The 24,967-nt window shown below is 44.0% G+C and carries 21 protein-coding genes; 13 read left to right on the plus strand and 8 right to left on the minus strand.

The features are described from left to right. The first annotated feature begins 33 nt into the window (after positions 1-33). Positions 34-525, plus strand: a complete 492-nt coding sequence (locus tag Q1A86_RS09100) for a MarR family winged helix-turn-helix transcriptional regulator (RefSeq protein WP_299805657.1) — start codon at positions 34-36, stop codon at positions 523-525. A gap of 145 nt (positions 526-670) precedes the next feature. Next, positions 671-1,996, plus strand: coding sequence for a toxin-antitoxin system YwqK family antitoxin (locus Q1A86_RS09105; protein ID WP_299805658.1), 1,326 nt, complete (start codon positions 671-673; stop codon positions 1,994-1,996). A gap of 192 nt (positions 1,997-2,188) precedes the next feature. Here the strand turns inward: Q1A86_RS09105 and Q1A86_RS09110 are convergent, their stop codons facing one another. Then, entirely contained in the window at positions 2,189-2,440 is a 252-nt protein-coding gene (locus tag Q1A86_RS09110) for a DUF2999 family protein (protein ID WP_248471200.1), read from the minus strand. A 271-nt stretch (positions 2,441-2,711) separates the two neighbouring features. Here Q1A86_RS09110 and Q1A86_RS09115 point away from each other — a divergent pair, with 271 nt between their 5' ends. Then, the gene (locus Q1A86_RS09115; RefSeq protein ID WP_299805663.1) at positions 2,712-3,386 is read left to right on the plus strand and encodes a Bax inhibitor-1 family protein; all 675 of its coding nucleotides are present in this window, start codon (positions 2,712-2,714) and stop codon (positions 3,384-3,386) included. Positions 3,387-3,447: 61 nt separating this feature from the next. On the opposite strand, the gene Q1A86_RS09120 is transcribed toward Q1A86_RS09115, so the two are convergent. Next, positions 3,448-4,479, minus strand: a complete 1,032-nt coding sequence (locus Q1A86_RS09120) for an efflux RND transporter periplasmic adaptor subunit (RefSeq protein ID WP_299805665.1) — start codon at positions 4,477-4,479, stop codon at positions 3,448-3,450. Continuing rightward, on the minus strand, positions 4,476-4,787 hold the full coding sequence (locus Q1A86_RS09125) for an Mg2+ and Co2+ transporter (RefSeq protein WP_299805667.1): 312 nt from the start codon (positions 4,785-4,787) through the stop codon (positions 4,476-4,478). The genes Q1A86_RS09120 and Q1A86_RS09125 overlap by 4 nt, the downstream gene beginning before the upstream one ends. A 382-nt stretch (positions 4,788-5,169) precedes the next feature. On the opposite strand from Q1A86_RS09125, the gene Q1A86_RS09130 reads away from it, so the two are divergent. The 6 genes from Q1A86_RS09130 (at position 5,170) to Q1A86_RS09155 (ending at position 14,300) form a co-directional block, all read left to right on the plus strand. Continuing rightward, on the plus strand, positions 5,170-6,324 hold the full coding sequence (locus Q1A86_RS09130) for an aminotransferase class I/II-fold pyridoxal phosphate-dependent enzyme (RefSeq protein ID WP_299805670.1): 1,155 nt from the start codon (positions 5,170-5,172) through the stop codon (positions 6,322-6,324). 147 nt (positions 6,325-6,471) lie between these two features. Then, positions 6,472-7,578: a cysteine synthase A gene (locus tag Q1A86_RS09135; RefSeq protein WP_299805673.1), complete on the plus strand. Its 1,107-nt coding sequence runs from the start codon at positions 6,472-6,474 to the stop codon at positions 7,576-7,578. A 347-nt stretch (positions 7,579-7,925) separates the two neighbouring features. Further along, on the plus strand, positions 7,926-9,407 hold the full coding sequence (norV, locus tag Q1A86_RS09140; RefSeq protein WP_299805676.1) for an anaerobic nitric oxide reductase flavorubredoxin: 1,482 nt from the start codon (positions 7,926-7,928) through the stop codon (positions 9,405-9,407). A gap of 4 nt (positions 9,408-9,411) precedes the next feature. Beyond that, on the plus strand, positions 9,412-10,578 hold the full coding sequence (gene norW / locus Q1A86_RS09145) for an NADH:flavorubredoxin reductase NorW (RefSeq protein WP_299805679.1): 1,167 nt from the start codon (positions 9,412-9,414) through the stop codon (positions 10,576-10,578). Between the two features lie 442 nt (positions 10,579-11,020). Further along, positions 11,021-11,944 (plus strand): transporter substrate-binding domain-containing protein, encoded by a 924-nt coding sequence (locus Q1A86_RS09150; protein WP_299805682.1) that lies wholly within the window; start codon positions 11,021-11,023, stop codon positions 11,942-11,944. Continuing rightward, a complete protein-coding gene (locus Q1A86_RS09155) occupies positions 11,931-14,300 on the plus strand; it encodes a bifunctional diguanylate cyclase/phosphodiesterase (RefSeq protein ID WP_299805684.1) in 2,370 nt (789 codons plus the stop codon). Before Q1A86_RS09150 ends, Q1A86_RS09155 begins: the two co-directional genes overlap by 14 nt. Before the next feature lie 103 nt (positions 14,301-14,403). Here the strand turns inward: Q1A86_RS09155 and Q1A86_RS09160 are convergent, their stop codons facing one another. Continuing rightward, positions 14,404-15,789 (minus strand): aminotransferase class V-fold PLP-dependent enzyme, encoded by a 1,386-nt coding sequence (locus tag Q1A86_RS09160; RefSeq protein ID WP_299805686.1) that lies wholly within the window; start codon positions 15,787-15,789, stop codon positions 14,404-14,406. Between the two features lie 362 nt (positions 15,790-16,151). On the opposite strand from Q1A86_RS09160, the gene Q1A86_RS09165 reads away from it, so the two are divergent. Next, positions 16,152-16,646: a peptidylprolyl isomerase gene (locus Q1A86_RS09165; protein ID WP_299805688.1), complete on the plus strand. Its 495-nt coding sequence runs from the start codon at positions 16,152-16,154 to the stop codon at positions 16,644-16,646. Positions 16,647-16,702: 56 nt separating this feature from the next. Here the strand turns inward: Q1A86_RS09165 and Q1A86_RS09170 are convergent, their stop codons facing one another. The 3 genes from Q1A86_RS09170 to Q1A86_RS09180 all read right to left on the minus strand — a co-directional run bounded on the left by Q1A86_RS09170 (position 16,703) and on the right by Q1A86_RS09180 (position 20,887). Then, on the minus strand, positions 16,703-18,694 hold the full coding sequence (locus Q1A86_RS09170) for a hypothetical protein (RefSeq protein ID WP_299805691.1): 1,992 nt from the start codon (positions 18,692-18,694) through the stop codon (positions 16,703-16,705). 134 nt (positions 18,695-18,828) lie between these two features. Continuing rightward, positions 18,829-19,497: a YoaK family protein gene (locus Q1A86_RS09175; protein ID WP_299805693.1), complete on the minus strand. Its 669-nt coding sequence runs from the start codon at positions 19,495-19,497 to the stop codon at positions 18,829-18,831. A 268-nt stretch (positions 19,498-19,765) separates the two neighbouring features. Beyond that, positions 19,766-20,887: a multidrug effflux MFS transporter gene (locus Q1A86_RS09180; RefSeq protein WP_299805695.1), complete on the minus strand. Its 1,122-nt coding sequence runs from the start codon at positions 20,885-20,887 to the stop codon at positions 19,766-19,768. A 117-nt stretch (positions 20,888-21,004) separates the two neighbouring features. Here Q1A86_RS09180 and Q1A86_RS09185 point away from each other — a divergent pair, with 117 nt between their 5' ends. Next, entirely contained in the window at positions 21,005-21,796 is a 792-nt protein-coding gene (locus Q1A86_RS09185; protein ID WP_299805697.1) for a helix-turn-helix domain-containing protein, read from the plus strand. Positions 21,797-21,822: 26 nt separating this feature from the next. On the opposite strand, the gene nikR is transcribed toward Q1A86_RS09185, so the two are convergent. Continuing rightward, entirely contained in the window at positions 21,823-22,233 is a 411-nt protein-coding gene (gene nikR / locus Q1A86_RS09190) for a nickel-responsive transcriptional regulator NikR (protein ID WP_299805700.1), read from the minus strand. A gap of 186 nt (positions 22,234-22,419) precedes the next feature. Between nikR and Q1A86_RS09195 the strand changes: the two genes are divergently transcribed. Next, positions 22,420-23,952 carry an ABC transporter substrate-binding protein gene (locus tag Q1A86_RS09195; protein WP_299805702.1) on the plus strand — a complete coding sequence of 511 codons (1,533 nt, stop codon included), beginning with the start codon at positions 22,420-22,422 and terminating at the stop codon, positions 23,950-23,952. Further along, positions 23,949-24,926, plus strand: a complete 978-nt coding sequence (locus Q1A86_RS09200) for an ABC transporter permease (protein ID WP_299805704.1) — start codon at positions 23,949-23,951, stop codon at positions 24,924-24,926. Before Q1A86_RS09195 ends, Q1A86_RS09200 begins: the two co-directional genes overlap by 4 nt. Positions 24,927-24,967: the final 41 nt, after the last annotated feature.

Below are 24,967 nucleotides of genomic sequence, written 5' to 3' on the forward strand. Positions count from 1 at the left end.
CAGCAAATGATTGATGCTAAGTTAAGGTGAAAAATGGAAGATATCGACAAGGTCATAGCGCAGTGGAGCAAGGAAAAACCGCATTTAGATACGCTGCCGATGGCAATTTTTGGACGCATTATGCGTTTGCAAAAACATATCGAAGCGCAAATTGCGACTTGTCATAAGCAGTTCGGTCTGACGATGGGTGAATTCGATGTGCTGGCGACCTTAAGGCGCTCGGGAGAGCCATTTAGCCTTACGCCGTCAGCTTTGTTATCTTCGATGATGCTGACTTCTGGTGCGATGACCAATCGTTTAGACAAGCTAGAATCTAAAGGCTTAATTGAGCGAGTACACAGTAAACATGATCGCCGCAGCGTGTCGGTGGCCTTAACGCAAAACGGCTTTGATACCATAGATAAAGCGATTGAAGATCACGTGCGTATTCAGCATCAACTCGTTGAGCAATTATCAGCTACTGAAAAACCAGAGCTGAATCAATTACTCAAGACTTGGCTAGCAGGCTTTGAAGGCATTAAATAACGGCAAATTCCATAAAGTAAGGCCAGCATGATTGCTGGCCTTTTTTATTAACGCATTTAACCCTTGTACGTTAAGCCTGTTGCTATCTTCGACAGAGTATTTGCTTTAGCATGCGCAATACATTGTTGCTATTGGCTATTACTCTATGACGTTTGCTAAAACAGTTATCTTTTTTCCTTTAATCTTAGCGAGTTTGCTACTCGCTGGCTGTAGCCAAAAATCGGCTCAACTTGAGTGTGAAACCTTTGAACGCTGTTACTTATTAACTTTGTTTGCGGCGCAAAAGTCGGTGCTAAGTCATACAGAGTTCAGTCAGTTAAAAGTGGTGGTTGCAGTAGATTATGACGCTGAAAAAAGTACTGAAGTACAAACTAAGATTAAAGAGTCTAGTGGTTCTGCTGAATTTGACGCGTTTGCCAAGCGAGAATTACACCATTCAGTAGAGGCGTTACTCCCGGTTTTGGCGACGCTGCCAGAAGAGGAACAAGAGAAAGGCGAGTCATTCAGTACTGATTTTATTATGAAAACGGCCGATTACCCCGTCGAGCCCAAAATCGAGCCAGAACCTGAGTTAGTTGAAAAGTTTTATGATAATGGCCAATTGAAGATCCGCGGTTATGAGCTAGGAATTGATAGAGTGGGTCATTGGCAGACTTTTTATGAGGATGGCACGCTGCGTTATGACGAGCACTACCCTGCAGGAATAAGAAAGCGTTTTCATGAAAATGGTCAGCTCGCACAAGAGGGCTATTTTGACGAAGGTATAGAGCAGGGCGAGTTTACAGATTACCACGACAACGGCAGCCTAAGAGCTAAGCGTAACTTTAAAGATGGCCAGATAGTCGGCTTCGCTGAATCTTATTCAGAGGATGGCACACTAGATCAACGAGCCAATTTTGATGCTCAAGGTAATGGCACACTACAAGAATTTTGGCCTAATGGACAACTGAAGTGGGACACGGCGGTTATTAATGGGCAGCCCAGTGGTCAGCAGAAGTATTACGACCTAGAAGGTCAGTTAATGGTTGCAAAGGCACTCGCCGCCGCCAAGGTGTTTCAGCAAAGCATCAGTGATAATGATGTTGATACGTTCATGCGCTTTATTCTCGATGAAGAGATAATGTTTGAAGGCGCAAGAGTCGCTTATCAGCGAATTATTTGGCAGTTCACCGAAAAGATGAAGTCAGGTGCTTTTAGTCAAGATCTAGCTACCTTTACTGAGCCCACCCAAATGTTTATCGATGGCGAGGAGTATTGCGCTTATTTGCCGATGACAATTACTACACAAACTGCAGAAGGCAAGATATTCAGGAACTCTGCTTTAGTGGGATACTCTGCCGATATCGGTAAAACGTGGAAGTTTGTTGATGCCAGCGATGGCCACGATGTAATTGGTGCTGTGCTACCTATCACGCCTAGTGATTTGACTATCCCTAAGTTTGCAGAGCCTAAGATAATGGCGCGTGATTAAAGCTTGAGGTTTATTAAGGGGGCGAACGCAGCACTTACCTAGAATGCCTATGAATGACACTAATGATTAGTGCATACGAGAAATGTTTACTGCTAATGGCCGTTATAAACAAAAACGCCTTGTAGCTGCACAAGGCGTTTAGGATGACTTCTGTTGCAGTATTCAAGCTGCTTGCTGCAAGAGCAGACGCTTTTACTTTTGCAGCTGGGCTTTTGCCGCTTCAACTTTTGCAAAGTCTAAGCCTAGCTCTTCAACCGCTTCTTTAATCAAAGCCGGGTTTTGCATAACAAGACCCATTAGCTGCTGTAGCTTCTCTGGTGGAATACCAAGTTGGCCAATTACTGCCATAGCCATCATTGGATTTTCAGTTAGCGTTTGGAACAGCTCTTTAGCTTGCTCATCACTGACGTTATGTTCTTTTAAGATCGCAAGAATCGGGTTCATTGCATTACCTTTATATTGGCTAAAATAAAATAGGCATAGATTCTAGCACTCATCGACGTCCAAGGTGGAGTGAGTTTTATCGCTCAGTGGGGGGGGACTTTTACAGCGGTTAGCGTTAAGCCGAACCTTGTATTAATTTTGGCCGGTTAACTCGCTGTTTATTGACGTATTTTGCAAAGTTAATCTTTAGTGATATAGCTAAATTTAAACCTTAGTTAAGCTGCGCAGCAGTTGGCGTATAACGTCGTATTATTGCTAGGAAATAGCTTACATGGAAAATTCACAAGCAGGCTTGAGTCATTATTTATCTGGGCTGTTTTTAAAAGATAGAAGCGTTAGCAAACGAGTGTTCAACTTAGTGATTGGCTTAGTGCTAATTTGGGGCTTTGCTACTAACTACCTGACAGTTGTTTATTTCCCGACTGAGTGGATTAATGCTATTAATCCTTGGTTTATTTTGATCGGATTTTTGGTATTTTCGACGCTAGGCTTCCTGATAATGTTTCGTTATGAGGCGCCATTATATAGCTTTTTAGGCTACAACATACTCACGTTAAGCGTCGGTTTATTGCTTAACTTGTGTTTACAACAATTCTCCTACAGTGAGATTGTAACAGCGATTCAATATACCGCGACGATTACCTTGTTAATGATCATTACTGCGACGCTGATGCCGAATCTATTTATTCATTTTGGTAAGGTGCTGGCAGTGATCACTGGTTGGATTTTGGTGATTGAGCTGAGTTGGTTAGTTATTTTTGGCCATAGCCATGATGCTATTCACTGGATTGTAGCAGCTTGCATGTGTGGCTATATTGGCTATTTCTGGGCGACTGCTTGCAAGTACGGCGATACATTAGATCAAGCGATTGATTTTGGTGGCATGCTTTATATGGAGATCATTAACCTGTTCTTACGTATATTAGAGCTGATATCAAAGAAATAAGTTAAGGCTTATCCAAAAAAGCACAGCTTAAGCTGTGCTTTTTTGTTGGGCTATTAAATCACTATAGCGGATTAAGGTAGGCTTTCACTGCGGTCAATCGTACTGTCGCGCCGCCAATAATATCGAGAAAACCTAATATCGACAGAGGCTTATCTGCGCTTATCCAAGCAGAACCTGTTGCGCCAATGGGGAGCATCGCCATGGTGGCTTCATCGACTTCTAGCACGACAGTGCGGCCAACAGGCATAGAGCCTAAGTTGATATGACGCGATACCATCTGCTCGCGCGGTAAAATATCGCCCTGAGCTTCACCTGTGGCTTCAACCTTGCTGTGCACTCTGGCTCTAAAAATCTGCCCCGGATAAGCATCAATATAAAACTCGGCAAACTGCCCTGGCTGAATATAGGCAAATGATTGATCCGGAATACGCATTTCGACAAATTTACGCTTGATATCCCATAAGTGCATTGCACCGACTCGTGAGCCATCGGCGATATAAACATGGGTGACCATGCCGTCAAACGGTGCGCGTACCTCTAGACGTTTGAGCTCAAATTCTTGCTTTCTTAACTGAGCATATTGCACCTCAAGTTGTGCATGCTGCACCTTGAGTTCGGCTTTGATTATCTCAACATTATCCTCAGCATTTTCTAAGTCACGCTCACTAACATGTTGGCCAAGTTCGGCCTTACGTTTATGGGTGCGCTTAGCTTGGGCGAGCTTCACCTCGGTAGCTTCTATGCTGCGCTCAACCTCGTTGATCCGCGCGTTGATCTCATCAATGGCACTACTCACCTTGTCATCGACCAAGGTGTAGATAAGCTGTCCTTTTTTGACTTGTTGATTGTGATCGACTTCGATTGATTCTATCTGCTGACCAATGGCAGGTGACAAAATCGCATGGGGGGCTCTCACTGTCGTGGAGTTGGTCAAATCAGCAGGCGAATAAAAGCGGTGAGCTAAAAATAGAGTGAGTGCAATTAAGCAACCTACAAACACGCTGATAAAATAGTTACGCGGCCTAGATTTGATCACCTTGAACTTGAACAATAACCAGACAATAAAAATATACGGCAGCATTATCTCTTTCATGCGCGTGTCCCTCTAATCCACTCTTGTGCTCTATCCCAATCGGTGACGATAGCGATTACAGCCAGTACCCAAAGCGGCTTCCAGAACAGACCTAACATACAAAGCCAAAAGACCAACTTAGCCTGTCGCATACCGCGCTCTTTCGCTAAGTACTTGGGCAAAGAATGTAGGTGCCATAACTTTAACGCTAACCAGCTAAAAATACCGATAGTGATTAGGGTAACTACCCACATAAAGGCAACTGAATCAAGCAGTACCATTACACTGGGTAAGTGTTCATAAACTAGCTCGGTATCGTGGATTTTCATTCAACTCTCTTAGATGGATCATCATCGGCTTCAATTAATTTCGATGCCTGATGTTAACGTGGGCTTGCTGAACCCAAGTTGAACTCTTAGGGGGCAGTCGCTAATAAATTGTTGGTTATAGAGTTAGGTGAGTATAAATTTTGGTTTTCATTATTTTTATCCACTTTTAATCAGTGGTTTAGTTGTGTTTGTTTTAGCTTTTGTTGCCTTATGCTTTCTATTTTAGTTTGGTGGTCATTTTTGGGGCTTTTATATAGGCTTGGATAGGTTTTAGTAGCACAAGAATGTGATCTTGATTGCAAATTAGTCTTGAACCACTAGCGAGAATGAGCAATTAATACGAATATTGCTGAACATATTAATTCAATAATAATAACTAACTATGCAATCAGGTTCTTTCAAGTTAAGTCGTCGTCAATTTCTTTATGCAGGTGCTGCTGCATCTAGCTTAGCGACTTTAGGTTGTAGTTCAAGCGCTGTTTCTACGCAAACTCCTGCAGCTGCAACAGTGAATACCACTGAAGCGATACCGCTTAACTTTAACGAAAATCCATTGGGGCTCGCACCTAAAGCACAACAAGCAGTTCTTGAAGTATTGCCTAATGCTTGGCGTTATCCAGATGCGGCACGTAGCGATTTAATGGCAACGATTGCTAGCAATCTATCATTAGAAACCTCGCAGCTTATTTACGGTAACGGTTCATCTGAAGTACTAAAAATGGCACTAGATGCACTGGTGCAAACTAATACTCAGTTAGTTATGCCTGACCCGAGCTACGGCGTGATTATCGATTACGCCATGGCGCGCGGTGTACCAGTGGTTAAGGTTAAGCTTGATGGTAATTGGCAAACAGATCTTGATGCGATGAAGGCTAAAGTCGCGGCGCATAATGGTCCGTCAATCGTGTATCTGTGCAACCCGAATAATCCAACTGGGGTGTTGTTACCGCAAAGCGAGTTAAACCAATGGTTAGATCAAGCATCGAGCCAACTTAGCTTTATTGTTGATGAAGCTTACGTGGAATATGTGGCGCAAGCTGATTTTGTTTCTGCGGTAGACAGAATCAAGCAAGGGCAACAGCATATTGTGGTGTGCCGTACTTTCTCAAAGATCTATGCACTCGCAGGTTTACGTGTCGGCTACGGTGTCGCTCATGGTGAGTTAATTAAGCAGATGCAGGCGCAAGCGAGTATCGATAACGCTAACTTAATTGGTTGTGTCGCCGCAAAAGCCAGCCTTGAAAGCCTGCAATGGCTTGAGCTAAGTCTTAAGTCAAATAGCCAAGCTAAAGAATTGGTCTATGAGCAGCTTAAAGAGCTTGGTTTAGATTATCAACCGAGTGAAACCAACTTTATCTTCCATAAGGTCAATGGCGACAGTGAGCTGTATATGCAGCGTATGGCAAAGGCGGGGATTTTGGTTGGTCGTCCGTTTAATCACGGCGAAGGCTGGAATCGACTATCGATTGGCACGCCAGCGCAGATGCAATACTTCTGCAAGACTTTGGCAAAGTTCCGCGAGTTAGGCTGGGTGTAAAACATCATTCAAACTTGCAGCTCGTTCGTGAGGTTGGCGAGCGGCTGCTAAGCTTAGCAGTTTGATGGACTTGGTTTTAGTGTTTTCTGTGACTACTATTGTAAAAACTAATATTGTAAAAATTAAGACCATAAAGAGTCCCACCCTATGCCAACTGTATCTAAATCCGATCCAAGTGCTTCAACAAGCCGTCCCTTTATTTCTAGCAATGTCACCGATCTTATTGGCAATACCGATCTGCTGCGGATCAACAGCCTCAGTGATTTGACAGGTTGTGAGATCTTGCTTAAGTGCGAGCAACAAAATCCTGGTGGTTCGATTAAAGATCGCGCCGCGTTGCAGATGGTTGAAGACGCGATCGTCAGCGGCAAATTAAAGCCAGGCATGACAATCGTTGAAGGTACCGCAGGCAATACCGGCATCGGCTTGGCCTTAGTGGCTAAAGCATTAGGTTTTAAGATGCTGGTGGTGATGCCTAAAGGGCAAGCTCCAGAGAAAGAGCAGATGATCAGCTTGTTTGATGCCGAGCTTAAGTTGGTCGATGCCTGCCCGTTTGCTAATCCCGATCATTTTTATCATACGGCTAAGCGGCTTGGTGAAGCCAACAGTGATTATTGGTGGGCCGATCAATTTGAAAACACCAGTAACTTTAAAGCGCATTATCGCAATACTGGTCCAGAGATCTGGCGTCAAACCCAAGGCAAAATTGATGCCCTAGTCTCTGTTGCGGGGACAGGTGGCACGATCGCCGGTAACTCTCGCTATCTGTCAGAGCAAAATCCACAGTTACAAACTTGGCTGGTGGATCCCGATGGTTCAGGGATCTACGCTTATTTAAAGGATGGAGAGTACCGCGCAACGGGTAGCTCGTTTACCGAAGGGATCGGGATTATGCGCTTGGTTGAAAACTTCCGTCAGGCCAAGATAGATAAGGCCATTACTTTACCGGATCGCGATCTCGTGGCCATCGCCCGTCATGTGAGAGAGTACGACGGCATAGTGCTTGGCAGCAGCGCCGCGCTTAATGTCGCTGGGGCTTTGTACGCCGCAGCTAAAATGGGCCAAGGCAAAACCATAGTGACCTTCTATTGTGATCTTCCAGAGCGCTCAGCATGTAAGCTCTACAATGAACAGTTTCTTAGCGAGAAAGGCTTTGCTGGTGACAGTGAAACCATAGCGGCGATGTTTACTCGCTACCAAACAGAACCTGCTTCAAAAATTGTTTCGGTTGATGCCTGTAGCAGGCTTGATTAACTCATCGAGAGCGTGATTGATACAATATTTGCCGCAAACTTAATTGCTCTTTTTTAGCTAAGGTAACCAGTCATTTCTGGCCGTATATTGGCGTGTAAATAGCCGTTAGATGGCTTTTATTAATAGCCCTTATGGTTAGTGCTGAGATCGTTGAGAGGGTGTTGTCTTATTGACTGCTCTTTATCATTTTGACATTTATTTTTGCTATCAAAAAGACAGTGTTAAATTTATTGCCACCCTTGTATATCGTTTAGAATCAATTGGTTGGGATGTTGGCACGTTCGCTGCTATTACAGCTTCAGGTTTAGTGTTAATGCACGATTTGAATTTTAGTAATAGGTGGCAATATGACAATCCATGTCAAAAACAACATTCATTGGGTAGGACAGCGTGACTGGGAAGTACAGGACTTCCATGGTACCGAATACAAGATGACTAAAGGGACTAGCTATAACAGTTACCTTATTCGTGAGCAAAAGACGGTATTGATCGATACGGTTGATCATCGCTTTAGTCAGCAGTTTATCCAAAATCTTGAGATGGAGATCGATCTTAATGAGATCGACTATATCGTCATCAATCATGCCGAAGAAGATCATTCTGGCGCCTTAGTCGCGCTAATGGCCAAGATCCCCAATACCCCAATCTACTGCACTGAAAATGCGGTGGACTCCATTGTGGGTCACCACCATCACCCTGAATGGAATTTTAATGTTGTAAAAACTGGCGATACCTTGGACATTGGTAATGGCAAGCAATTGATTTTTATCGAAGCCCTAATGCTTCACTGGCCTGATAGCATGATGACTTACCAAACCGGTGACGCTGTGCTGTATAGCAACGATGCATTCGGTCAGCACTATTGCGATGAGCGCCTGTTTAACGATGAAGTCGATCAAACAGAGTTAATGGATCAATGCCTGCGTTACTACTCGAATATCTTAACGCCATTTAGTGCCTTAGTGACTGCGAAGATCCATGAAGTGCTTAGCTTTAATGTTCCGGTCGATATGATCGCAACGTCACACGGTATTGTATGGCGCGATAACCCAACGCAGATCATCCACCAATATCTTGAGTGGGCTAATGATTACCAAGAAGATCGCATTACTCTATTTTATGATTCGATGTCGAATAACACCCGTATGATGGCCGATGCGATTGCTCAGGGGATCCATGATGTGGATCCTAGTGTTGCAGTGAAAGTCTTTAACGTATCGCGCCAAGATAAGAATGACATTCTAGCCAGTATCTTTAGATCGAAAGGGATCTTGGTGGGGTCATCGACCATGAATAACGTGATGATGCCGAAAGTAGCTGGCATGCTAGAGGAGATCACAGGTCTACGCTTTAAAAATAAGAAGGCGGCTGCCTTTGGTAGTTTTGGTTGGAATGGCGGCGCGGTCGATCGTATTCATACGCGCTTAACCGATGCAGGCTTTGAAACGACCTATGGCATGAAAACTAAGTGGCGTCCAGATGGCAAAGCCATGCGTGAATGCCGTGAGTACGGCCAACATGTCGCTAAGCAGTGGGCGCTTAAAGATCTGTCTGAGCCGCTTAAGCAAAACATAGTTAACCGTGAACAAGTTACAACAGATAGCAGTGTAGAGTCGTTTACGCCTACTGCTAAAAGTGGCGCAAGCGTTGCGGTTGTTGATAGTCAAAAGATGTTGTGTACCGTATGTAATTGGGTTTATGACCCTGCCATTGGTGAGCCGAATCAAGATGTCGCACCTGGAACCACTTGGTCTGATGTGGCTGAAGATTTTCTTTGCCCTGAATGCGGCATTGGTAAAGAAGTGTTTCAACCAATAGCTGGAGCATAACTTGATGAGCGAACAACGTGATGTGCCAATCGTTATCATTGGTAGTGGCTTTGCCGCCTATCAGCTTATTAAGGCCATTCGTCGTAGCGATCAAACGGTAAAGATCCAGGTTTTTACTGCTGATAATGGCGATGATTACAATAAGCCAGACTTAAGCCATGTGGTGTCTAAACAGCAACTGGCGAGCGATCTGGTGAGAGCGTCTGGTTTAGAGATGGCAGAGCAACTGAATTTTGAGTTGTTTGCTAATACTTATGTAGATTCAATTGCTCCTGAACAGCAGCAGATCATGGTCGCGGGTAAGGCATATCGATACACAAAGTTGGTGATTGCGACTGGTGCTAAGGCTTTTGTACCACCGATGTCAGGTAACGCTATTGAGCGCATTGTGACACTCAATAGTTTGCAAGAGTATCAAGCCGCTGAGCAAGAGCTTGCATTGGCTAAGCGAGTGTTAGTGATAGGTGGCGGTTTGATCGGTACCGAGTTATCGATGGATCTTACAACTGCAGGTAAGCAGGTCATCACAGTTGATCCTTGCGATCAACTTATGGCCAATTTGCTCCCTGAATACATAGCGACTCAACTAAGTAAGCAGATGCAGCAATTAGGCGTACAGTTAGCGCTTAATAATAAAGTGAGTAGCATTAACTCCAGCCAAGAAAGTGGAGCTTTGCAGGTAGAGCTGGCAAATGGTGAGTCGTTAATTGTTGATACTGTTATTTCTGCCGCAGGTCTCCAGGCTAATAGCCTGTTAGCGCTGCAAGCGGGTTTAGCGGTTAATCGAGGAATTGTGGTGGATAATCAAATGCAAACCTCGGCAATGGATGTTTATGCTTTAGGTGATTGCGCCGAGATTGACGGTAAGGTACTCGCTTATTTGCAGCCAGCCTTAGTTTGCGCCAATGCACTTGCTAAAACCTTATTAGGCCAAGCGACGGCCGTCGTATTGCCTGCCATGTTGATAAAGGTTAAAACGCCGCTTTATCCTATTCAGTTGGCAGGACAAGCTGTGCAACAGGTTAATCGCTGGCAATTAGATATCGATGGGCAGGGAAGTTGTGTACAAGCATTCGATACAGATGAACGCTTGCAAGGTTTTGTGGTTGCACAGCAGCATATGAATAAGGCTTTTGGCTTGCTTAAGAGCTTAGGTAAAGCGGAGAACTAAGCTTGTACGAGTTAACTTGAGTTTCAAGTCGCTTTGTTTAAAATAATCGACTTGGCATTTTTGTGCTATCGAAAACCGGGAAGTAGAGAACAATAAAATTAGTCTTATTGGATGAGTTTTACTCCACAATACCGGTCAATAAAAAAGCCAGCTTTGCTGGTTTTTTTTATTGTTTTTTTACTGAACATTTTGCTGTCACTTGTCATTTTTTTGACATGTTTTAACACTGTTTCCTTGTAATAAACAGCTTGTTAACTATCGCTTATCTATATGTTTTAAAATACTAATTTTAATTTTGTTATAGTAAGTAAATAAATACTATCACGATTGCTAAAATTGCTGCCTACGTCGTGGACTTAATGTTGACTCAAGGTATACTCCGTGGACTCAAATTTTACCTAAACGATTCTAAATTTGTCAGGCTCTTATGAAGGTGTTTCAAGTGAAATCAAGGTTTATAATCCAGCTGCTGGTGCTTATCTGTGGGATATCGACGGCTCAAGTCATGGCAAGGGATTTAGCCGAGATTAAAGCTGAAGGAGTGTTACGCCACCTAGGCGTTCCCTATGCAAACTTCGTTTCTCAGTATTCAGAAGGTAACAAGTTAACCCACAGTGGTCTTGATATTGAGCTGATGCAAAACTTCGCCGATTATCTTGGTGTTGACTATGAGTTTATCCCCGCTAAATGGACCAATGTTTTTGGGAAGTTGACTGGGCGCAATGGCCAGTTTATCAATCATAAAGTCGTTTATGGTGAGCAGGAGCCAATAGTTGGAGATGTCATTGCCAATGGTTTAACCATATTGGATTGGCGTGAAGAGTTAATCGATTTCTCTGATGACTACTTTCCCTCAGCTGTATGGTTAGTTGCACGCACAAGTTCCAATCTTAGCCCTATCAAGCCTACAGGCTCTGTTATTGACGATGTTATCCAGGTAAAAGAATTAATCAAACATCGCGATATCATAGCGATGAAGCAGTCCTGTCTCGACCCCGATCTGTATAATCTTGAGGCTACTCAGGCCAATATCATCCTGCCTGCGAAACAGTTACAGCTTAATGAGATGGTGCCTTTTTTGCTAAGCATCGAGGCTGAAGCAACTTTATTGGATGTGGCTGACTCTTTGATCGCGATAGATAAATGGCCAAATTCAATCAAGATCATCGGCCCTATTTCTGAAGAGCAGAGAATGGCGATAGGTTTTCGTAAGAACTCACCTGAACTTAGAGAAGCTTTTAATCAATACCTTCACCAGATCCGTGCTGATGGGAGTTATCGAAAACTCGTAAAAAAATACTACCCTACAGTGTTCCATTATTACCAAGACTATTTTGAACAAGCCGTAGCAGATGCTCACAAGTAACATGAAACACTTTAAATGGTTTAACAGCAAAACCGCTATCATCATTGCAGGCATCCTATTAAGCGGCTATTTAATCCTTATTTTGACCGTGACCAACTTAGGTCAGAGTCGCTTGAAAGAGTCACAGAACAGCGAGCTTAACTTAAGGGTGAGTAATTATGCTGAAAGCTTGAGTTTTTTCTTAAATGCCAGTGAAAAAAACATTGCTAACCTCAGTCAGATTCGTGACGTTAATACCTATTTCTCCAACTTAGCTGCAGGTATGTCACTGCAATATGGCTTAGGTTCGAGTCTATTTAGCCTGACTCAAACAATAGAATCTTTTACTCAATCAAACATGATGGATGAGCAGCAGATCTTCTCAAGGGTGATGGTCGTCGGGGTGGGGCAAACCGTTATTGTTAATACCCGACCAGAGGTGGCGTTTGATATTAACCAACTTCCTCTGAAAGAGATGGAAAGTAAAGATCATAAACTTCAGGTTGTTAAAGGTGTAGAAGGGGTCGCCATTCAGTTACTGCAGACGATTTATCATCAGAATAAACCGGTTGCGATCCTAGTGGCTACCTTAAATACAGATCTGCTGATTAAGTTGCTCTCGACCCAGGAGCACCTGGATAGTAGCAGCTGCTTGACCTTGGTAACCCCTATCGGAGACATACTGGTTTGGAATTCATTACAAGGCTGTGAATCTGACGCAGAACTGGGTAAGACTCGCTATTACAATGATAATGCTAGGATCATCTACTTTGAGAAAAAGGTCGCGTCGACGCCACTTGTGTTAGAAAGTTGGTTTAAACCGGTTAGTGAGCAAGATATTTTTACCTCGACCTGGTTTATTGTTGGGATTTCTCTACTGGCGCTGCCCGTCTTTCTAGGGCTGATCTACCTGATGCGGGTGAATAACGCTAACTTAGTGCTACAGACCCAGGTGGAGTTATCGTCAGAGCAACAACAAAAACTGGCGATGCAAAACACTCAGCTACATGAAGAGATCTCTAAGCGTAAGGAGTCTGAAAGTAAGCTGGAATATCAGGCGACTCATGATGAACTAACCAACTTAGCCAATCGCACCCATGGCATGGCTCGCTTGCAGGAGCTGATCCGTACTGCTCATGTGAAAAAGACGCAAATTCTGTTGCTGTTTATCGATCTAGATAATTTCAAACAGGTTAACGATACTGTGGGCCATCACGCCGGAGATCTGCTATTAAAGCAAGCCAGTAAGCGCCTGCTAAAGTCTATGCGTACGAGTGATATTGTCGCTCGTTTAGGTGGTGATGAGTTCTTGGTAATTGTGCCGGAGATCCAGCATCAAGACTCGGCCAAATTGGTCGCTAGCAGCATTTTATCTGTATTTGAAAAGCCGTTTCGTATTGAGCAGCAAGAGTTTTTTGTCTCGGCCAGTATCGGCATGTCTGTTTATCCTAAAGATGGTGCAAATGCTTCGACTCTGCTGAAACGCGCCGACACCGCCCTGTATAGCGTAAAAGATATGGGGAGAAACGGTTTTAATTTTTATGATGAGCAGATGAACCTGGATGTGCAGCGTAGTTTTGCCCTCAACGTACGTTTACATCAGGCTATTCAGCAAAATGATATAGAGATCTACTATCAACCGATCTTAGATCTTACTACCCGTAAGATTGTCGCTGCCGAAGCCTTAATGCGCTGGACCGATAGTGAGCTTGGCTTTGTTTCGCCAGAGGATTTTATTCCGTTAGCGGAAAAAAATGGTTTGATCCATCGACTCGGTGACATTGTCTTACACGAGGCTTGTACTCAGGCGGCAAGCTGGCAAGCGATAAGCCCGATAACGATTGCGATTAACTTCTCTAGTGTGCAATTCAGATATTGCGAACAACTTCAGTCGCGAATAGTTGATGTCTTGCGTACAACTGGCTTGCCTGCCAGTCAGCTCGATATGGAAGTGACCGAAAGCTTATTGATTGACCAAGGGCATGCCTTGATGCAGATGCTATCTTATTTAAAGCAGCTTGGCGTAGGCTTATCTATTGATGATTTCGGTACTGGTTATTCGGCGCTTAGTTATCTGCAGAAGTTTTCGTTCACTAAACTTAAAATTGATCGTGCCTTTATCAATAAGATGACAACGAGCTCATCTGATGAATCCTTGGTATCGGCTATATTGGCGATGGCTAAATCGTTAAAACTTAAGGTGGTTGCCGAGGGAATTGAAAACGATGAGCAAGCCCTGTTTTTACAGCAGCACAATTGTGAATATGGTCAGGGGTACCTGTTTAGTCGCCCTGTTCCGGCTGCCGAGTTTACGCAGTTGTTGCTTCGCGACCAGAAGAATGCCTGTCTAGCGCAAGAAGCTGAGCGAGTCAGTTAGCCAAGGCTAATTGTCAGATAGCAAGATAAAAAACGGCCCAGCTTGTTATGTAAATCATAACAGCCGGGCCGTTTTTATTGGCTCATATTTTATAGTACTGGTCTTATCTCATTTCACGATGTAGTTGCTTCATCGCCTTTACTAAGCCTTTAACATCATCTTTGTTGTGGAAAAGGTGAGTCGAAATACGTAAAGTGTGAGTCTTGATACTGTCATTTGGATCTAAGTAGAAAGAGGTGGTTCTAACGATGTAACCGTACTCTTCATGTAAACGGTCGCGGAACTCAGTGAGTAGCACACCATCATTGAGATCATCGAATGGGTTAAAGCTGGTTAGGCCGCTAGAAAGCTCACGAATATTAGGAGCGAAGAGCATCGCGTCAGGGAACTTCTTAGCTAACTCTTTTTTACATAGCGCGCTTAAATCTAGAATGTGCTCCTCAATCGCATCACGTCCAATTTCATCCCACAGTGCGCAAGCATTGGCTAGTGCGCGTTTGGCTGGATAGTTATCTTGGCCAACAGATTGTAATTTAGACTGTATCGCTGTTGCTGATGATGAACTGTTGATAAACCAAAGTGGTGTCGCGCGGTCACTCCAAAATTCGTACAAACGGCTGGCATTATCACGCACATACAAGAAGCCTGTAGCGCCAGGGCCGCACTGCCACTTGTGACCTGCACCCGAGTAAAAGTCACAATCGATATCGTGGAAATCTAAGTTAAACATGCCAGGGGTATGCGCGCCATCGATTAAGGTTACGATACCGTTTGGAATAGCGACTTCTTGGCAGATGCGCTTAGCTGGAAGCGTGGTGCCTGTGGTGTAAGTCACGTGAGAGAACACCATCATACGTACACGATTGCCATATAGGTTTACCGCATCGTTAAAGAGTTGCACGAAATCATCACTGCTGACTTCATTGTTTGGCGTGTAGACAGGTAGAGCTAATTCAATGACTTCGACGCCATAGCGTTCTGCTACATGCTTTAATGGTACAGTGACAGCAGGGTGTTCATGGTTAGTGGTTAAGATGATATCGCCGTACTCAAACTGTAGGCCATTAATAATGGTACACACACCATCAGTTGTGTTGCGACTTAATACCAATTCATGTGCATCGGCGCCAAAGCTTGGGGCAATCTGCTTGGCATAATCTAAGGTTGGAATATTGCTGTTCCAAGGATTAATAGAGATTTGCTCGTTAGCATGATTATAGTCTTTTAGTACACGTCTTGGCATGGTGCCAGATGTGCCAATATTCATATAAGTTGTACGCTTGTTTAGGATAAACTCATTGCGAACCTTATTCCAGAAACCCTGTTCAGATCCATGGCCACGGAAAGGCTCAACATGATCGCTACTGCTCGCATGTGCAGCGCTTGGCAGTAAACTTGTTCCTACCGCAGCAAGTGCTACGCCTGTAGTGGTTTTTAGAAAGCCTCGACGTCCTGCGTTAGCTAAGCTGGCTTCAGATTTATGGATCATTGTTTTTCCTTGTTATTTTTTATGTTTTAAAATAATGATTTATATTTATTGTTTTATATTTTTTGTTTATTGGGAGTTAAGCAAGTTACTGGGGGGAATTTTATCGAGTTATTTCGATTTTTAACGTGATTTTCACCACATTTGGACTTGGCGGCCTGTGACAAAAATCTTTATTTATCAATGCTTGAGTCATTTTTTTGACGTTTTGTGTTGTAATTTAGTGTTATCTATTTATATGGCTTAAAAGTAGACATTTTAGTGTGGGTGTAGCTAGCTTGTGAGCTAAAAATATAGTTTTTTCCTTAACTCGGAGTAAAATATTTCTTTGGCCGCAATAAGCGCATGATGAGAGTGTGAGTACTATGATTATTTTTACCACCAATTTAGGCGATATCGAGATTGAACTGGATCTGGACAAGGCGCCTGTTAGCGCCAAGAACTTTATTAAGTACTGCCAAGATGGCTTTTTTGAGGGCACGATTTTTCATCGCGTCATAAAAGGCTTTATGATCCAAGGTGGCGGTTTTACTGCCGAGATGGAAGAAAAGCCCACTCGAGCGGCTATCGTCAACGAAGCCAACCGAGGCCTTAAAAATGTGCGTGGTAGTATTGCCATGGCTCGCACTGATGCGCCCCATTCGGCGACTGGTCAGTTTTTTATTAACTTAGCCGACAATAGCTTTTTAGATCATACCGCGACCACCAATGCAGGCTGGGGCTATGCGGTGTTTGGTCAAGTAACTAAAGGCATGGATGTGGTGACTAAAATAGGTCGTGCTAAAACAACGTCTAAAGGCGATCATGATGATGTGCCAAGAGAAGCTATAGTTATTGAGAAAGTGACAATTAAGCAATAACTTTTAAGGCATAATTTGTATGCAGTCTCGTGGCAGAGACTGCATTTATTTCTAGGTTAGGGAAGGTAGCTCTTACCTATTCGAGTAATTTTATTTGGCGCAACAGCGACAATATATCCAGCACCTCCGTTACTGATAATTAATCCTTCATAGGCCCCTTCAATATAATCAGCCTTTTCTAGATTAATATAAGCACCAGTATCGAGCGAGAATGTTTTGAAACTTGGCTCCCAGTTGCTTCCATGTAGCTGATAAACTTTATTTAGTTCACTACTAATTATTAAAGGGTATGGTTTAGCTTCCATCCAAGGCTCAAAAGGCGCACTCCATTCTAAATTGAGTGTCTCTGCATTAAAGAACTTTCCTTTTTCTGTAAACACTAGGCCATTAGCACTGCCCATTAAAATGATGTTGTTTGTACTTTCACCATCATCAGCTTTAACTTTTTTTATAAACTCGATAGAGCCTGCGTTTAGTTCAAACTGACTTAACCATTGATCGCTGTTATTCCTCTCTTTATGTAGGGTAAACAGCTTGTGATCTGCGTCGATGGCTAGGCTAATTCGATCACCGTACCAAACAGAATTGTTATTATCTATTATTGGTGAAGAAGCAACGACACCATTTGTGTCTAACATCAACAATTGGTGTTTATCATTTCCACCTATTGAGAAATAAGCGACTGCAAACCAAGTGTCATTTTCTGTCGGGGAGGTAATGATATCTGAAATCGTTATATTAGTGGCTTCGCATGAATGACAAGTATCCTTAATGATTTGATTAAAATCTATACTCGAAACCTTGGACAGATTTTCGGTGCTATAAATACTAACATTTGAATAGTCGTAGCCTTCGATTGTTTCAGTTTTCTCTAGCAGATACAGTATGTTACCATTTTTTGAAAGCTGAGCTAGCTTGATAATACCTTGAGTCGATACAAGCTCTTTTGATTGCATGGTCGCTAAATTAACTTTGTGGATATTGCCCTTCGAGCCGTCGCTGAAGTTAGAGCCAATGACATATGCAAAATGCTGGAGACCGTCAACAATAACTGATTCAATCCGCAGATCTTGTATGTTTGCTGTTGCTAGATCAAACATAAAATCCATAGAAATCTGCGTAATAGGTTGAAATAAATCCCCTTCAGTAGTGTCTTCAAAATGATGAGAAAACGTAAAAGTTTCTTGGTTGTTAGAAACGCTACCTACACCATCTTCCTCGGTCTCAAGTGAGTTTTTAACGTGTAGTAGTGAGTTCTCTCCTCCATAGCAGTAGATGGAAAATATATTAGGTTCGCCGTAAATTAAGCCAGATACTTCATCTTTCGTTTCACAGCTCACTATGCTTTCTAAACCATCAGATAAAAGTTGGAAATTAAATGTAATGTCATAAGTTTTATCGATGTTGTTTATGGATTTTTCAACAAATAACGTAGACCAAGTATCAGTCATATCTAAATATGAGAACTTAACATCGGAGCTATGTTCAACTGAAAGGTAATCTTGGCTTGTGCTGTTACGGTTTAGCACTTTAAACGCGCCTAAAACTTGGGTGATATCACCATTAGACTCACTGCTAATATCAAAATCAGAGATCAGCTCTGATGAGTCTGAAGATAGGGCATTAATGAGTAGGTGTTGCTTGCCACTTACAATAGTATTCAGTGCTTTGCTTTGGCAATTAGCGTAATCAATATTGACTTCATCTCCAGTAGAAACACCATTCGAATTGTCTTTATCTAGCAGTTCTATGGATGCACTTCCGTTATTTTCACAGATATGCTCGACAGATAAATCATTGCTTGCTAGCAATATATTTAAGTGATTATTTGTGAGCATTCCCAGCTGAATAGACGCCTCTGGAACAGTCCAAGAGAAAACATTAATTAATTCATAGTTTGCAGAACTGATTATCACTTTACTTGGTTCGGGTGTTACGATATTTGGAGGTGTAGTCTCTGTTACTGGAGGTGTTTTTGCATCATCTCCACTGCCTCCACAGGCTGATAGGAGGAATAAAATAGTGAGCGCAGTTGGTGTATGCTTCATGCCAAAGTCCTTTTTGGCCATATGCATTTTGTGTTCAATGATATGGCTCATTTTTAATTAGTCATATCGTACACATTTTATTCGTTGATAACAAAGCGGCAACAACATTGTTTGGTGTTACCTAAGGTTTGATATTAGGGCTTAGGGGGATTTAAAGCCTTATAAAATCGATAGCTCATTGCCAGAGCGATACAGATCGCTGCGGGGGCAAGCAGGGCAAAGAATTGCAGCTTAGTAAACAGATAAGCGCCTAAGGCGCCGCCAGAGATAAAGCCTGCGATGATAAGCAAAAACAGTATGGCTTTACGCTTATCAAACTTCTCTCCCTTTAAGATGCCGCCGAGCATGATGCCTAAGTCGGTAAAAATTCCTGTTACATGGGTGGTGCGAACGATAGCGCCGCTATAGGTGGTCGCCAGCGCATTTTGTAAGCCGCAGGCTGCAGATGCCATGTAGTGGCCGTAATAGGTGCCATCTTGCAGCAGATAGATGGCAAACAGTAGTAAGCCAGCCTCGATAAGTAGCAAGGTGTCGTAATGACGTCCTAGTTTCACGCTGCTGCCGGATAAGAAGGCGCCAGAAATTGTTGCGCCAAACATAAAGCTAACTAAGATCCCCAGCAGATGAAACAAGACTGTGGGTGACGAGCTTAAAAGCTGAGTGCCAACTAAGGTAGCTGTGCCAGACAGGTGAGAGACTGACTGATGCTCGAACCCCAGCAAACCAATGGCATTCACGCTACCCGCCGTAAAAGCCAGAATAAACGCGCCATACTCAACCCATTTAGGAAGTCTAGAAATCACAGTCATGCCTTAGTTGCACCCAATAGATAGCACTACTTGTGAGGTAAAGTATGCGGGTTATTGAGTCATTGAGTTATAGGTAATATGGATGTTAAACCCGCCAGCGGTAAGCTTTCGGATTAAGGCCTATATTTTGCCAATGTTCAACATACTAAACTGCCGTGTCGATCGCAAAAGTAGCGGTAATTTTCTCCTTATCTACACAGACTATTGTGCAAGAGTCAGCAATGCTATTCTCCTTATTGCTTGCTGACTAAAGCTAATGACGTTAGCGCTTTTTGAGCGTTAACCCTGTACAGATAAGCGCACTGATTAATAGTAGCTGGGCTAGATTCTGACTGATTGCCGCGACTGCCAAGCCTGCGCCTAATAGCAGATAATAGGCCAAACCAAATAATGCGCCAGCAGTACCCGCAGCCTCTTTATAATCGAGTAATGCCTGACTTAAAATATTGGGAATCGCGATCCCAAATCCGAATACGGTTAACATCATTGGCAGTAAAAATAACAGGCTAGACTGACTCAGGTACACGCCTATTGCCCCTAATAAAGTTGCAATGCAGGCTAAGGATATCAATGTCTCGACTTGCCAACCCTTACTGATTAAATGTTTATTGCTCGCGCTACCAGCGAGCACGCCAATGGCGAGTGCTATACCGCTCATGCCGAACTGTTTCTCGGTGAATCCGAGCTGGTTAAACATGAAAGGGGCGAGAGAATAATAGCCAAATAGCATCAGGTTAAAGCTCGCAACTAAGAGAGCATTACGCCATAGCATGATGTCTTTACACATTTTTATCGCGAGTGGTTTCATGGGGGCGGCCTTGCCGTTTGTGTTCTGGGTTTCTGGTAGTCGCCAAACAGATAACAGCATCAAGATCACCGCCAATAACCCAAGCGCTAAAAACACGCCTCTATGGCCTAACTCACTGGCAAGAATGCTGCCTAAGATCAGCCCTAGCGCAGGACTAATCCCTATCCCCATTCCCATAATTGAAAATACTTTGCTCAGTTCAGGCCCTTGAAAACTGTCACGCAGCATGGTCTGTGTCACAATGGATCCCACCGCTGCGCCAAATGCACTCAAGCTACGCGCAAATAACAGATATTCAAATTCTAAGCTTTGGATCGCAATAATGGAGCCTATGCCGTAGCTCAGCAAGCCCAGTAACATAGTGCTTTTACGGCCTATGACATCGGCTAAGCGTCCCCAAACTATGATACCTAGAGCAAATGCGACAAAATAAATTGATAGCGTTTGTGAGGCGGCGTGCTGGCTGACATTAAAGGCTGTAGCAATATTGGGTAGCACAGGGCTGTAGATGGTTTCAACGATTTGTGGAAACATCATTAAACTGGTGATTAACCAGATCTCGGGTCTTTTTTTCATGATCATTCCGTCATATTTAAGGCTGGTAACTCATTAGGGCTGAGAGTATAGCGATATCGCATTAGGGCGATTACAATAAGAAAGACTAAAAACAGCTGAAATAGGACAAGGTCATTAATGGCTGTAATTGATCATGAAACAAAGTTTGATGTTGATAGGATGGAGGCTAGTGTCGTTGGTATCGCGGCGGATGTGGGCCATCATGACTCGGGAATGCATCACCATCAAAAAGCTCAACTTTTGTATGCACCATACGGGTGTATGTCGATAACCTTGTATGAAGCAGATTCAAGTAAGCGCCAATGCGTGCTACCACCAACCAAGGCCGCGTGGATCCCTGCGGGGGTAGAGCACTGTGCAAAGATGCGAAATGTGGTGGCCTACCGTTCAATCTATTTCGATATTGACGTATTCAGCGATCTTCCTCGCACGGTTAAGTTACTCGGGGTCAATCCTTTGCTTGGGGCACTGATCGAGCGAATGGCCATGTGGCCCTGGGATATGCCGGAGCAACAACAGACTGCACTTATTGCACTATTTGTTGAAGAACTCCATTCAGCTAAAGAACTCAAGCTATCGCTGCCTATGCCTAACGATAAACGCTTACAAGCTTGGCTCAAACGGCTGCAGGCAGGCCAACATCAAGCTGAGCAGCTTAAGTTGATGGCGGGTGAGATAGGCGCCAGTGAAAAGACTATTTCGCGGATTTTTAGTAAACAAACTGGTATGAGCTATCAAGCCTGGCGCCAGCAGTGGCGCTTGCAGACGGCGATAGAGCAATTAGCCGAGGGTAATAGCGTTTCTACGGTGGCATTTTCACTGGGGTTTGCTAGCGACAGTGCTTTTATCAGTTTTTTTAAGCAGCACCTTGGCAATACGCCAAGCCAGTACTTCAAGAAACATTATTGAAATTATTCAAGGTGCTTGAGTCTAAATTAAACCACGCCTGCACGACTTAAGCGCGCAACTTTGACCCCTTTTAACGCGGAGATTCGGTTAACTATGGCGTTAAGTTCCGCCGCTTGCCCTTTGATAATGATGGTCTCTAGGCAGTTGTGGTGGTCGACATGGACATGGGTGCTACACAAGACATGTACTAAGTGGTTATGTTGGATCTCAATCAGTTTCTCAGTGAGACCGCGTTGATGATGATCGAAGATAAGGGTCAGCACACCGACCACATCCTCTTTACTCTCGTTCCATTGTTTATCGACTAAACGGTCTCGGAACAGATCGCGAATATACTCAGAGCGGGATTGATAGCCTCGCTGTAATAGATCTTGTTCAATCTCTTCAAACTGGGACTTAGGCAAAGAAACCGTAAAACGAATCGTGTCGTTAGGCATAGAGTAAATTCCATAAAACTTAATTACTTTTAGTATCTTATAGGTATAAACAAGATGCATGACTAGAAAACTGATCTAGGTCAACGATGCTGTATTTAGTTTTGTTGAGGAGCTGTTTTACTGAACAATTGAGTGTAGTGTGACGATTCTAAAAATAGTATTACTCAAAGGATTGCTGGTGATCTTGTGAAGTCGTTAATTCTATTCATTCTCTCTATTTCGTTGTTGCCCCTACCGAGTGTGGCTAGTACAGATAAAGTGCTGACACTTGCCTTAGGCGCCGAGCCCGAAACGGGCTTCGATCCTATTTATGGCTGGGGTAAATATAATCGTCCGTTATTTCAGTCGACTCTGATCAAACGTGATAACGCCTTGGCCTTGGTGAGCGATCTCGCACTGCAATGGCAGTTGAGCGATGATCGTCTTGTCTGGTCTGTCGAGCTACGCCAAGGGGTTAAGTTTAACGACGGCACAGGGTTAACCGCTGCGGATGTGAAATTTAGCTTTGATACAGCCAAGAAAAGCGCCTCACTGCATGATTTAACTCAGCTCGATAGAGTTGAAATCATAGATGACTACCGTGTTCAATTCTATCTCAAGCAAGCCGACATCACCTTTATCGATAACTTGGTTAATTTGGCTATTGTTCCCAAGGCGAGCTATAGCGCTCAATATGGTCTCAAACCTATTGGTTCCGGTCCCTTAGCCTTCGTGCGCTGGGATAGAAGTCAGCAGCTTATCATGGAGCCAAACCCTTACTATTACGGACAAAAGCCAGAGTTCTCCAAAGTTATCGTGACCTTTAGCGATGAAGATAGCCGTTATGCCAGGTTGCGTTCTGGCCAGCTGGATCTCGCTGCGATCGCCCCGCGATATGCCAAGATATTGCCGCCGAATTATAAGCTGTGGAGCATAGGTAGCGTCGATAACCGTGGCATCGCTTGGCCTATGGTGCCAGCCCAAGCAGATAATATAGGCAACGATGTCACATCCGATGCGGCGATCCGTCAAGCTGTCGATATGGCTGTCGATCGTGATGTACTGGTGCAGCAGTTGCTCGATGGTTTTGCTACTCCAGCCTATTCGATAGCCGATGGCTTACCTTGGGGGCCTGTCAAGACACCATTGAGTCAGCCGGATCTCGCTGCGGCTAAGCGGTTACTCGATCAAAACGGTTGGCAGGTTAAACAAGGCCTACGTTACCGAGATGGTGTACCAGCCAGCATGACTCTCTATTACCTCGCGGGTGACACGGTGCGTCAACAATTGGCACTGGCGGTCGCGCAGATGGTTAAACCGTTAGGTATAGAGATCAAACCTGTAGGTAAGAGTTGGGAGGCTATCTATCTGCAGATGCATCGCCAGCCTGTATTGTTAGGTTTTGGTAGTCACAGCGCCACTGAAGTCAGAGCTGTCTATCATAGCGCGAGCCGAGGTAAAGGTTATTTCAACTCGGGTTACTATAGCAATCCAGAGGTGGACAGGGCGCTAGATAGTGCTCAGGGGGCTGCGTCATGGCCTGAATCACTGCCTTATTGGCAACAAGCACAATCTCTTATCGAGGCAGATCGCCCTTGGACTTGGCTAGTTAATTTAAAACACCTCTACGCGGCGAATGAATGCCTAGATCTTGGTCTGCCCGGCATAGAGGCCCATGGGCACGGTTGGCCGCTCGCCAATAATATCGAGCAGTGGCATTGGCAGTGTCCTAGTCGATGAGCAAGTTATCCACCTCGATATTGCATACTGGACTGCGTCTGCTGTTATTGCTTTTCCTCGTCGTCGTGTTTGCCTATCTTTTGCTGAGTTGGTCGCCACTGGATCCGATCAATGCCTATCTTGGCGGCAATGTTTTTGCCGTCTCGGAAGCACAAAAGTCTCTGTTAGCGAGTCAGTTAGCGTTGGATCAAAGCGTTGCAGAGCGTTTCATCCACTGGCTGGCGGGTTTAATGCGTGGAGATCTTGGTTACTCGAGCCTCTATCAGCAACCTGTGTCGAGTGTGATTGCAGAGCAGTTGTCGCTATCACTACTGTTGATCGGCTTAAGCTGGATCAGCTCTTTGGTTTTCGGTTACTTGCTTGGTTTAGTCGCGGCAATCTATCGCGGCGGTTGGTTAGATCGCATCATTCAAAAGCTGGCATGGTTGATGGTCTGTATGCCATCGTTCTGGCTGGCTATGTTACTTATTAGCCTGTTTTCTATCGGCCTTAGCCTGACTCCCGTTTGCTGCGCCGCCCCGATCGGCATGACCTTTATGGAGCAGTCGTTAGGCAGCATGGTGCAACACTTGCTACTGCCCGTCGCGACTTTGACCCTAGTGAGTATGGCGCCAATCATGTTGCACACTCGCGAGAAGGTGATCGATGTATTGCAGTCAGATTATGTGCTTTACTCCTTAGCCCATGGCGACAGTTTATCTAGGGTGGTGCTGTTTCATGTGATCCGAAATAGCCTGCTGCCGGCAATTATCTTGCAATTTGCCACCATCGCCGAGCTGTTTGGTGGCTCCTTGATTGCCGAAAGTGTGTTTAGTTTTCCAGGGCTTGGGGCGAGTATCGTTAAAGCCGGTTTAGCTAGCGATACTGGGCTGCTGATGGGCTGCACCTTGATCTCCGCACTGTTAGTGTTTTCCGGTAACTTGATAGCTAGTTTGCTATCACGTCACTTTATACCAGAGGCTAAAGATGCTTAGTCAAATAGCCAAGGAAGTAACGAGCTGTGTCAGTCTAAGTT

It is taken from the genome of uncultured Shewanella sp. (assembly GCF_947497935.1).
GTDB lineage: Bacteria > Pseudomonadota > Gammaproteobacteria > Enterobacterales > Shewanellaceae > Shewanella.

Coding starts and splice junctions, on each gene's coding strand:
- Q1A86_RS09100 (WP_299805657.1), top strand. CDS start 34: ATGGAAGATATCGACAAGGTCATAGCGCAGTGGAGCAAGGAAAAACCG.
- Q1A86_RS09105 (WP_299805658.1), top strand. CDS start 671: ATGACGTTTGCTAAAACAGTTATCTTTTTTCCTTTAATCTTAGCGAGT.
- Q1A86_RS09110 (WP_248471200.1), bottom strand. CDS start 2,440: ATGAACCCGATTCTTGCGATCTTAAAAGAACATAACGTCAGTGATGAG.
- Q1A86_RS09115 (WP_299805663.1), top strand. CDS start 2,712: ATGGAAAATTCACAAGCAGGCTTGAGTCATTATTTATCTGGGCTGTTT.
- Q1A86_RS09120 (WP_299805665.1), bottom strand. CDS start 4,479: ATGAAAGAGATAATGCTGCCGTATATTTTTATTGTCTGGTTATTGTTC.
- Q1A86_RS09125 (WP_299805667.1), bottom strand. CDS start 4,787: ATGAAAATCCACGATACCGAGCTAGTTTATGAACACTTACCCAGTGTA.
- Q1A86_RS09130 (WP_299805670.1), top strand. CDS start 5,170: ATGCAATCAGGTTCTTTCAAGTTAAGTCGTCGTCAATTTCTTTATGCA.
- Q1A86_RS09135 (WP_299805673.1), top strand. CDS start 6,472: ATGCCAACTGTATCTAAATCCGATCCAAGTGCTTCAACAAGCCGTCCC.
- norV (WP_299805676.1), top strand. CDS start 7,926: ATGACAATCCATGTCAAAAACAACATTCATTGGGTAGGACAGCGTGAC.
- norW (WP_299805679.1), top strand. CDS start 9,412: ATGAGCGAACAACGTGATGTGCCAATCGTTATCATTGGTAGTGGCTTT.
- Q1A86_RS09155 (WP_299805684.1), top strand. CDS start 11,931: ATGCTCACAAGTAACATGAAACACTTTAAATGGTTTAACAGCAAAACC.
- Q1A86_RS09160 (WP_299805686.1), bottom strand. CDS start 15,789: ATGATCCATAAATCTGAAGCCAGCTTAGCTAACGCAGGACGTCGAGGC.
- Q1A86_RS09165 (WP_299805688.1), top strand. CDS start 16,152: ATGATTATTTTTACCACCAATTTAGGCGATATCGAGATTGAACTGGAT.
- Q1A86_RS09170 (WP_299805691.1), bottom strand. CDS start 18,694: ATGAAGCATACACCAACTGCGCTCACTATTTTATTCCTCCTATCAGCC.
- Q1A86_RS09180 (WP_299805695.1), bottom strand. CDS start 20,887: ATGAAAAAAAGACCCGAGATCTGGTTAATCACCAGTTTAATGATGTTT.
- Q1A86_RS09185 (WP_299805697.1), top strand. CDS start 21,005: ATGGCTGTAATTGATCATGAAACAAAGTTTGATGTTGATAGGATGGAG.
- nikR (WP_299805700.1), bottom strand. CDS start 22,233: ATGCCTAACGACACGATTCGTTTTACGGTTTCTTTGCCTAAGTCCCAG.
- Q1A86_RS09200 (WP_299805704.1), top strand. CDS start 23,949: ATGAGCAAGTTATCCACCTCGATATTGCATACTGGACTGCGTCTGCTG.